Source organism: Mesorhizobium sp. M4A.F.Ca.ET.050.02.1.1, assembly GCF_003997725.1.
Taxonomy (GTDB): Bacteria; Pseudomonadota; Alphaproteobacteria; order Rhizobiales; family Rhizobiaceae; genus Mesorhizobium.
On the sequence record NZ_RZSG01000177.1, the window covers coordinates 1 to 9,361 of the forward strand.

Consider the following 9,361-nt stretch of genomic DNA (forward strand, 5'->3'; position numbering starts at 1 on the left):
GATGGCGATCTTGAGCTTGGTGCCGACGCCGTCATTGGCCGCGACCAGTACCGGATCGGTGAAGCCGGCGGCCTTGAGATCGAACAGGCCGCCGAAGCCGCCGATCTCGCCATCGGCGCCCGGCCGGCGCGTCGCGCGCACCAGCGGCTTGATCTTCTCGACCATCAGATTGCCGGCATCGATGTCGACACCCGCTTCGGCATAGGTGAGCCCGTTCTTGCGCTCGGCTGTATCGCGCTTGGTCATGTCCGGCTCGTCGCTGTTTCCATTGCGGGCTCTTCGCATGAATGGTTTCGGGGAGCAAGGATGACGCGGCGGTGCGGCGGTTTTGCCCCCCAACAAACGTTCTTCTGCGTGAGCCGATCCCCCTGAAGGCGAGATTGGCCCGCATCGCAGCTTTCGCCATTCGCCAACGTCAGAGAATGAGGAGCGTAGTGCTTGCGCCAGCCTTCCATCTCCATCATCTATCTCTCGACAAGACGCGACGGGGCACACTTTGACCATCCCCAACATGATCACGATCATGCGCCTGCTGCTGGTGCCCGCCGTGGTGTTGGCGATGCTGCAAGCGCGTTGGGACTGGGCCTTTGCCGGCTTCCTCGTCGCCGGCGTCTCCGATGGCGTCGACGGCTTCATCGCCCGCCGCTACAACCAGGTTTCGAAGCTCGGCGCCTATCTCGACCCGATGGCCGACAAGCTCTTGCTGGTCTCGGTGTTCGTGGTCATGGGCTTCATCGGACAATTGCCGCTGTGGCTGGTCGTCACCATGGTCTCGCGCGACGCGCTGATCGTTTGCGCGGTGCTTTTGTCTTCAGTGATGGCGCATCCGGTCGAGGTGAAACCGCTCTTTGTGTCGAAGGCCAACACCGCAATCCAGATCGTGCTGGCGGCGGTGGTGCTGGGTGAACTGGCGTTTTCCATCCACCCCGATCCGTTGCGGCCGGCGCTCATATTACTGTCCGGGGTCTTGACCGTGGCTTCGGCCGCGGCCTATCTCGTGGCCTGGCTGAGGCACATGAGCGGCTATGGCGAAGGCTCCAAACCGGGCACCTGACCAAGGATCCATCGAAGCGGCCGCCGAGGCAGCGGCGGCCGGCGAAGCCGCGTCCCTGGCGTTCCGCCGCCAGGTATTCTTCTGGCTGGGCACGGCCGTGTTCCTGGCGCTGTTCCTCTATGTCTTCTCCAGCATCCTTCTGCCCTTCGTCGCCGGCATGGTGCTCGCCTATTTCCTCGATCCGGTCGCCGACCGGCTGCAGCGTCTCGGCCTCTCCCGGCTGATGGCGACGGTGGTCATCCTGATCGCCTTCATCGTCGTCCTGGTGCTCGCCTTCGTCATCCTGGTTCCGGTTCTGGCGACGCAAATGGCCGATTTCGCCGGCAAGCTGCCGGAATACCTTACCCGCCTGCAGGCGCTGATCACCAGCTTCGATCCGAAATGGCTGGAACAGAGGTTCGGCGTCAACGCCAACAGCCTGCGCGACGGGCTGAACTCGCTGCTCACCTCCGGCTTCGGCCTGCTCACCACTGTCTTTACCTCGATCTGGAGTTCCGGCGTGGCGCTGGTCTCGGTGGTCAGCCTTTTCGTGGTGACGCCGGTGGTCGCCTTCTACATGCTGCTCGACTGGGACCGCATGGTGGCCGTCGTCGACAGCTGGGTGCCGCGCGACTATGTCGAGACGGTGCGCGTGATCGCCCGCGACATCAACATCGCGACCGCCGGCTTCGTGCGTGGCCAGGGCACGCTCTGCCTGGTGCTCGGCGGCATGTATGCCACGGGCCTGACGCTGACCGGCCTCAACTTCGCGATCCTCATCGGCCTCTTCGCCGGGCTGATTTCCTTCATCCCCTATGTTGGCTCGCTGACCGGACTTGTGCTCGCCGTCGGCGTCGCCTTCGTCCAGTTCTGGCCGGACTGGGTGATGATTGTTGCAGTGGCCTGCGTGTTCTTCGCCGGCCAGTTCATCGAGGGCAACATCCTGCAGCCGAGGCTGGTGGGAAAGAGCGTTGGCCTGCATCCGGTCTGGCTGATGTTCGCGCTGTTCGCCTTCGGCGCGTTGTTCGGTTTCGTCGGGCTTCTCATCGCTGTGCCGGCTTCGGCGGCCGTCGCCGTGCTGGTGCGTTTCGCCATTGCCCGCTACCTCGAATCGCCGCTCTACAAGGGCCACGTCACCGAGCCCATTCCGCGACTGCCGGCCGACCGTCGGCGGGGCGCCAAGCCGCGCGGCTGACGCGCCATGGCCGCTGACAGAACCGATCCGCCGCGCCAGCTGCCGCTCGATCTCGGTCACGGCACGGGCTATTCACGTGACGAACTCGTGGTGTCTTCGACCAACGCCCAGGCGGTGGCGCTGGTCGATCGCTGGCCCGACTGGCCTTCGCCTGTCGTGGTGCTGGCCGGCCCGGCCGGCTCCGGCAAGACGCATCTGGCCTCGATCTGGCAGGCCCGCGCCGGCGCGCTAAGGGTGGATGCCGGACGCATCGAAGAGTGCATCGCCGACCTCGGCGACAGGTCCGTCCTGATCGACGATGTCGACAAGCATCCGGTTGACGAGACGGGCCTATTCCATCTCATCAATACGGTCCGTGGCGCCGGCTCCAGCCTGCTGCTGACGGCCAGACGCTTTCCCTCGGCCTGGGGTGTCGAACTGCCCGATCTCATCTCGCGGCTGAAGGCTGCCGCGACCGTCGAGATCCACGAGCCCGACGATCTTTTGCTTGCCGGCGTCATCACCAAACTCTTCGCCGACCGCCAGGTCGAGGTGGAGCCGCATGTCGTGCAATATCTGGTCAGGCGCATCGAACGCTCGCTGGCCACCGCCATGCGCGTGGTTGGACGCCTCGACCGCGCGGCCCTGGAGCGCAAGACGCCGATCACCCGGGCGCTCGCCGCCGAGACCGTCAGCGCCATGGACGAAGGGCAGGGCGAGTTCGAGATTTGAGTCTTGTTCGGCAGCCGACGCGTGACATCGGAGCCAGATAGTGATATCTGAGTGATGTCAATGACATCGGAATGATATCAATGCCATCTGTGACGATCAGAAACATTCCGGAAGAAACCCACCGCGCTCTGCGCGTGCAGGCCGCCATCCATGGCCGAAGCACGGAAGCGGAGATCCGGGCCATACTCGAGAACGCCGTGCGGCCCGAGGGGCGCGTGAAGCTGGGCTCTTTGCTGTCCGAAATCGCCCGCCGCGCCGGCGTGAAAGACGAGGATGTCGATGCGCTGGAGCAGGTCCGCGACAAAAGCCCGGCCGAGCCCCTGAGATTTGAATGATTCTCCTGGACACCAATGTCGTTTCGGAGGTGATGAGGCCGGAACCCCATCCGGCGGTGCTGGCATGGCTGGACGATCAGGCTGCTGAAACATTGTATATTTCCAGCGTTACGCTCGCAGAGGTGCTATTCGGTATCGAGGTGATGCCTGCGGGGCGCCGCAAGAATGTCCTGGCTGAGGCCTTTGCTGGCATATGCGCGGTGTTTGATCAGCGCATTCTGCCATTCGACGTGCAGGCAGCGCGGCAGTATGCAGGCCTTGCCGCAAAAGCCAGAACGGCGGGCAAGGGGTTCCCCATACCCGACGGCTACATAGCGGCTATCGCCGATGCCAAAGGCTTCCACGTCGCTTCGCGTGACACGTCGGCCTTTCATGCGGCGGGCATACCAGTCGTCGATCCTTGGCAAAGTGCGACGTAGCTGTCCCAATATTGGACCAAGCCACTGGCATCCATCTTGCACCGTCCAATATGCCGGCTGACCCCGGTCCCGATCACGTTCCAGATCGGGTTGTAGGCTCGCCGGGTGCAAGGCGGTTGGGGTTCTCGCCCGGCGAGCTTGCCTTTCAGAGACATCGAACTCATCATCGAAATAGACGATTCAACAAGGCGGTTCGCCTAATTCCCCACTTTCCCGGCAAGTTCCTCCAGGGTCGCCAGCAGCCTGTTGATCTGCGTATAGGAGGTCGTTTGCGGGCTGTAGCGCGTGACCAGGTATTCCCGGGTTTTGGCGAGTTGTATCAGGTGATGTGCCGTGCGCTTCCGCAGCTGACACCTCGATCCTGCCGTCCTCGATGCGGCCGGTTGGAGTCAGCGAATACCAGAAGTCGAGCGGCTCGCTGACCGGTACGGTGACGGAGATGCCTGCGAGTGCGGCCTCGCTTGCCGCGGCTGAGGCAGAGCACGCTCCCGGCCCGAAAGCCGAGTTCGGCCAGCGCCTTTTGGCTTGCCGGGTTTGCAAACTGGCGCCCATGCTCCGGCCAATAGCTGGAATGGTCGGAGTGGCAGGATTCGAACCTGCGACCCCCTGATCCCAAATCAGGTGCGCTACCAGGCTGCGCTACACTCCGAGGCCTCGCGGCGTATAGGGTTCCGGGCCCGCGAAGGCAACCCACGAAAAGAAAAAAGGGAAGGGCGGGAAAAAACGCTGCGCCCTGCAGCCGCTCAGCGCCGCTGTCCGGCGATCTTGCGGGCGATTGCGGCGCCCTGGATCCTAGCATTGGCAAAGCAGCCGCGGATGCTCGGCCGCATGCCGGTGAACCACAGGCCCGGCAGCTTTGGATCGCTGTCGGCGCCGTTGAACAGCGGCACGCCCTTGCCGTCGAGCACGCCGAGCTGGCCGAGCATCGGCTCCAGCCCGGTGCGATAGCCGGTTGCGGCGATCACGACGTCGGGCGTGATGGTCTGACCGTCATCCAGGATGACGCCGTCCCGGGTGAATTCCCTGACCTGCGGCACCACGATGACCCTGCCGGCCCTGATGGCATCGACGGCGCCGTCGTCGGAGGCGATCGCCGTATAGTCGGAGCCGAGGCGGCTGGCGCCGCCCAAGGGCGCGCGCGGCAGGCCGAATTTGCTGAGGTCGCCGAAGACAAGGCGCTGGGTCAGCGCCATCGCCCAGTCCGCCAGCCGCACGGGCAGCCGCGCCATGAAAGGCGAAAAACGGTGCACGGCGATCTGTCCGATGCGCTTGGGCAACAGCGAGGGGCCGTTGCGCGCCGCCAGCCACATCTGTCCGGTCTTGGCTCCGGAAAGGTGATTGAGCGCGTCGAAGCCCGAATTGCCGGCGCCGACCACCAATACCTTCTTGTCCTCATAGTCCTTCGCCGCGCCAAAATCCGCCGAATGGACGATGCGCCCGGCAAAGTCCTCCATGCCTTTCCAGGCGGGAATGAACGGCTGTCGGTCGCGCCCGGTGGCGACCACGACATGGCGCGCGCGCCGCGGCCCGGCGCTGGTCCTCACCGTCCAGTGATCGCCGTTGAAGCTCACGTCCTTGACGGCGATGCCGAATTCGACCGGCAGCCGGTGCGCTTCGGCGAAGTGATTGAGGTGGCCAATCACCGTGGTGCGGTGCGGAAACGCCGGCGTGCCGGCGGGATAGGCGACACCGGGCAGCGCGGAAAGATCGCGGTGGGTGTTGAGATGCAGGTTCTCATGCCGTCTGTGCCAGGGTTCGGCCAGCCTGTTTTCCCGCTCCAGCACCTGTGTCGCCACGCCGGCAGCGGCGAGCGCCTGGGCCACAGCGAGCCCGGCGGCGCCGGCGCCGATCACGATCGCGCCCTCGAAGGTTCCCGGTCGGCCGGCCGGCAAGGTTTCCGCTGCCATGTCTGTCATTGTCATAGCCGTGAGTGGCACACCAGTGTATCCGACATATGCCGCCTCCAGTCTCGCGCCAACCAGGCGCGTTTGCAAAACGTCGCAAGCGCGTTTGCAAAACGTCGCAGCCGCGTTTGCAAAACGTCGCAGCCGCGTTTGCAAAACGTCGCCGACCGCGTCGCCCGCGCGATTGCCAATTGTCGCCCGCGCGATTGCCAATCGTCGTGCGGTCCGTTGCAAACCCGCCTTGCCGCCGGCGTCATTGCACAGTAATGACGGGGTGGGCGCGCGACCGGGAGAACCTGAATAGGGCTTTTCGAGGGCGGGCGTCGGTACAAACGCCTGGAGTGCTGCTCCGGGGAGCAACGAGGTGGACATGTCCGCGCGCATTTTCAGCCCAGCCAAAACCGCGATGCAATCCGGCAAGGCCAAGACCGGTCGCTGGGTGCTGGAATTCGATCCCGCGCAGCGCAAGAAGATCGACCCGCTGATGGGCTACACCACCTCTGGCGACATGTTGAGCCAGATCAGGCTGACTTTCGACACCAGGGAAGAGGCGGTGGCCTATGCCGAGAAGGAAGGCCTTGCCTTCCGCGTCGAGGAGCCGAAGGAGCCCAAGCGCCGGCAGATTTCCTACGCGGAGAATTTCCGCTATGACCGCAGGACGCCCTGGACGCACTGAGCCGGCAAGCCGGACGGCGCCCTTCGCGAAGCATCAGCCGGCGCGGCCGGCCAGCGGTCCCGTAGCTCAGCTGGATAGAGCACCGGCCTTCTAAGCCGATGGTCGCAGGTTCGAATCCTGCCGGGATCGCCAAGCTCCTTTTTCTATCAATGATTTCAATTCCTTATCGTCGGAATTGCCTAACTCGTCTGGTTGGTTAGGCAATTTCTGGACATCGAAATGGTCGTCTAGCTTCGCCATTGCGGCATCGGCGAGCAGCTTCTTTTCCGCCTCGCGACAGTAGCGCTCAACTTCTCGAATGTCGGTATGGCCGGTTATCGCCATGATCTGGCGCGCCGAACAGCCAGCCTCGGCCAGTCGACGGCAAGCCGCCTTGCGTAGGCCGTGCGGCGGCGATCCTTCCGGCAGGTCGGCCTTGGCCGCAGCCTCGGATATGTAGGCGCTGAAGGCCTTCTCGGATCGTGCGGCGCCGCCAGTCTTGGCAATGAAGGCGTCGCCATCTTTCGGGCAGTTTTTGATGTAGCCCATCAGTTCGGCGCGGATCGGGATCGACAGTTCGACGCCTGTCTTTTGCGCGGTGATCTCAATTCGTCCGCCTGCGACATGCCTCCATCCGACGCGCACAGCATCGGATCTGCGCAAGCCGGTGTGCAGCAGCACCTCCATTGCCAGCCGCTCAGGCGTGCCTATCTTCCACTTTTTGCGGTAAGCAGCGATATCTTCTTCCGACCACGTTCTATGGCCGTCCGATTCATATCGAATGCGCTTGGCGTCCTTCACGGGGTTGTCGGTCCGCATTCCGGCCGACACTGCATACTCCATGACCCCGGAAAGCCGCTTGCGGAAGTTCGATGCGGCTGCGGGTGTCGATGCCATGCCGTCGATAATCGTGTTGACGTGATGCGCTCGGAGGCTGGCAACTGGACCGCTGCCGTGCTTTTCGACAAAACGATCCAGCACGCCGCGATAGACGGCTTGCGTAGATTCTGCCAATGACTTGAATTCTATTGAGCCGTAGTAGCCGTTAACAGCTGCGGCGATGCTGCCCGGCTTTACTCGCGCAACCTTCTCCGGCTCGCCTGCCATGGCGGCACGGTAGGCGGTCCAGAAAGATTCGCTATAAAGCGGCGTGGGCAGGGATATCTGTTTCTGGCCTGGCTTGCGCAGATAGATGCGGGGTCGGCCGTGTCGGTCCAGATACTCGTTTATGTATTGCGGCTTCCGATTGCGGCGCATTCGCGGTCCCAATAATCAGAGTCATTATCGTTCGCGGCGACGGCAGCGGTCGGCTTGCCGTCAAACAAGGAATCTAGATCGAATCGGTCCCACAACGCCACTCCGAAGAGCGTCTTGGCGGGCGGTATGTTGCCTGCCGCGCGTTCCTTGTCGAAGTGCGATGGTGAGATCCCGATGTATGCCGCAGCAGCGGCTCGCCGCAGCCCTCTTGGCTGTAAGCTCACTAATGTCGGCATATTCTCCTCCCGCTCTCTGACTATGTATTGTTGTGGCCACCCTTTTCCCAGTTACGCTGCCACTACGACTAAGGGCCGCCTGCCTTTCGGCAGGCGGGCCTTGCGCGGCACAGGACGGATTGCCGATTTCCTTAGTCAGTCACAATGTCTCGGATGAGGTGGTCAATTTTCTCGTACCTCTGACTGAACCCAATCGCAGTCATAAGCTCGTTGGCTCTCTCGTCTGCTTCGTCACCTTCATTCTGCATCGCAGTAAGTCGGTCCGAAAGTTCAGGGTCAATGTCTCCCGCCTCGGCCTGAGCAGCCAGGCTTTCTAGCATTTCGGCCGCCTCTATGTTGCGTACATCTTCCGGATGCCTTTGGGCCTTTTCTCGCCGCCACGAGGCCTTCTTTTCCAGAGCATGTGCAATCCCGGTAGCATCAGTCATATCTCACTCCTCAATGCGCAAAGCGCGTGTTGATAGCCTGCCGCACCATTGCAGCAGACACGATCAGTCGCCCCGCTTTCGCGGGCACGGGTTTCAATGAAGAGTCTCGCTGAGTGTGTGCTGGCCACAAAGGCTGCAAGTGCGAGACATAACCAAGCCAATGTTCCGAAGAACACTGCAAGGATAAGAGTTTTCGCCTAGCCGAGCAACGAACATATTTAGCAGTTACGCAAATAATCTTCTTGACGCCGAGGCGACTAAAATCGGCTTTCATGCCGTTGCCCTCGGATCCAGCGACGTGCCGGCAAGCAAACAAACGTCCCAAGCGACATCGTCAATCGGCTTAAGCACCTCGCCCATTATCAGCCTGTCCCTGTTCGGATCCTCGAAGGCGAGTGAGCGAACGCCGTAGACTTCCTGGCCCTTACTTGTCCGCACACGACTGAGCACAATGCTTGGCATAGGCGGCATATCGCGATGCGTGACGAGCGCGTCGAGTTCGAACTGCCAGGTTTCGGTCGGTTGTTCCGTTACGGTTGCATGAGCGTTCATTTCATTCCCTCCAGTAGGGCCTCTCAGGCCGCGCCGGATAGGTCCGGCTGCCGGGGGTGAGAGGCGACTGGAGATCGCCGGCGAGCTTTTAGGCGTTTGCCTTGGACATGGCTGCGCCACCCCGGCGAAATCTTGGCCTGCCGCTGCGTCGATCTTTTATGTGCAGAAAACCCTAACCCCTGCCACAAAACATGGCCGAGAATCGGGTCGGAAGCAAGAGCTATTTTGGGATAACTATCTGAAATCATTAGGCGTTTTCGCCTTAAAAGTCAATTCCGGGTATGCGAAAGCGCCTACGCATTGATATGACTTGTAAATTCGCACCGAACGCGAAAAGCTGCCGGTTCTGCCGGCACGAGTTTGATGTCGTATGTGGCCCCCCTACATCGCCGCCGTCACCGCTTCGATGCTCCCTGGCGCAGTCTGGCGTTTCCGGCATCGCGATATGGTCGGCATGGCCGCTTGCCTGATGATGGCCGGCATGGGCGCCTACATACTGTTGCGCTAAAGCGAAACCCGCTGCCGAGGGGACAGCAGCGGGCTTGGCTTCAAGGCTAGCCGGAAGAGGGGATTGGGACACAAGGGCATCCGGCCAGCCCTTTCAACGAGGGTGGCGATCGTTTGTTCCCATGCCGT

11 protein-coding genes, 2 tRNA genes and 1 pseudogene are annotated in these 9,361 nt (G+C 62.3%); 8 read left to right on the top strand and 6 right to left on the bottom strand.

Annotated features, from left to right (window positions below; translation table 11 throughout):
- Window positions 1-246, bottom strand: a pseudogene (locus EOA33_RS14295) (phosphoribosylformylglycinamidine cyclo-ligase); the annotation flags it as partial.
- 250 nt (window positions 247-496) lie between these two features.
- On the opposite strand from EOA33_RS14295, the gene EOA33_RS14300 reads away from it, so the two are divergent.
- From EOA33_RS14300 to EOA33_RS14320, 5 genes are all read left to right on the top strand, one after another.
- Entirely contained in the window at window positions 497-1,054 is a 558-nt protein-coding gene (locus EOA33_RS14300) for a CDP-alcohol phosphatidyltransferase family protein (RefSeq protein WP_127405902.1), read from the top strand.
- Window positions 1,026-2,228, top strand: coding sequence for an AI-2E family transporter (locus EOA33_RS14305; RefSeq protein WP_126055563.1), 1,203 nt, complete (start codon window positions 1,026-1,028; stop codon window positions 2,226-2,228). Before EOA33_RS14300 ends, EOA33_RS14305 begins: the two co-directional genes overlap by 29 nt.
- Before the next feature lie 6 nt (window positions 2,229-2,234).
- Window positions 2,235-2,939 carry a DnaA regulatory inactivator HdaA gene (hdaA, locus tag EOA33_RS14310; protein ID WP_127405903.1) on the top strand — a complete coding sequence of 235 codons (705 nt, stop codon included), beginning with the start codon at window positions 2,235-2,237 and terminating at the stop codon, window positions 2,937-2,939.
- An 80-nt stretch (window positions 2,940-3,019) separates the two neighbouring features.
- Window positions 3,020-3,274 (top strand): Arc family DNA-binding protein, encoded by a 255-nt coding sequence (locus EOA33_RS14315; RefSeq protein ID WP_126055561.1) that lies wholly within the window; start codon window positions 3,020-3,022, stop codon window positions 3,272-3,274.
- Window positions 3,271-3,693, top strand: a complete 423-nt coding sequence (locus EOA33_RS14320; RefSeq protein WP_127405904.1) for a type II toxin-antitoxin system VapC family toxin — start codon at window positions 3,271-3,273, stop codon at window positions 3,691-3,693. The genes EOA33_RS14315 and EOA33_RS14320 overlap by 4 nt, the downstream gene beginning before the upstream one ends.
- 572 nt (window positions 3,694-4,265) lie before the next feature.
- Here the strand turns inward: EOA33_RS14320 and EOA33_RS14325 are convergent.
- A tRNA-Pro gene (locus tag EOA33_RS14325) sits at window positions 4,266-4,342 on the bottom strand.
- A 94-nt stretch (window positions 4,343-4,436) separates the two neighbouring features.
- Window positions 4,437-5,600, bottom strand: a complete 1,164-nt coding sequence (locus EOA33_RS14330; RefSeq protein ID WP_245482335.1) for an NAD(P)/FAD-dependent oxidoreductase — start codon at window positions 5,598-5,600, stop codon at window positions 4,437-4,439.
- Window positions 5,601-5,967: 367 nt separating this feature from the next.
- On the opposite strand from EOA33_RS14330, the gene EOA33_RS14335 reads away from it, so the two are divergent.
- Complete coding sequence (locus EOA33_RS14335) at window positions 5,968-6,273, top strand: ETC complex I subunit (RefSeq protein ID WP_126055558.1); 306 nt, start codon at window positions 5,968-5,970, stop codon at window positions 6,271-6,273.
- A gap of 55 nt (window positions 6,274-6,328) precedes the next feature.
- Window positions 6,329-6,405 (top strand) — tRNA-Arg (locus EOA33_RS14340).
- A gap of 1,073 nt (window positions 6,406-7,478) precedes the next feature.
- Here the strand turns inward: EOA33_RS14340 and EOA33_RS14350 are convergent.
- The 3 genes from EOA33_RS14350 to EOA33_RS14360 form a co-directional block, all read right to left on the bottom strand.
- Window positions 7,479-7,745 carry a hypothetical protein gene (locus tag EOA33_RS14350; RefSeq protein WP_127405905.1) on the bottom strand — a complete coding sequence of 89 codons (267 nt, stop codon included), beginning with the start codon at window positions 7,743-7,745 and terminating at the stop codon, window positions 7,479-7,481.
- 131 nt (window positions 7,746-7,876) lie between these two features.
- Entirely contained in the window at window positions 7,877-8,173 is a 297-nt protein-coding gene (locus EOA33_RS14355; protein WP_127405906.1) for a hypothetical protein, read from the bottom strand.
- 270 nt (window positions 8,174-8,443) lie between these two features.
- On the bottom strand, window positions 8,444-8,725 hold the full coding sequence (locus EOA33_RS14360) for a hypothetical protein (RefSeq protein ID WP_127405907.1): 282 nt from the start codon (window positions 8,723-8,725) through the stop codon (window positions 8,444-8,446).
- Window positions 8,726-9,095: 370 nt separating this feature from the next.
- On the opposite strand from EOA33_RS14360, the gene EOA33_RS39030 reads away from it, so the two are divergent.
- A complete protein-coding gene (locus EOA33_RS39030) occupies window positions 9,096-9,233 on the top strand; it encodes a hypothetical protein (RefSeq protein WP_190234272.1) in 138 nt (45 codons plus the stop codon).
- Window positions 9,234-9,361 lie beyond the last annotated feature (128 nt).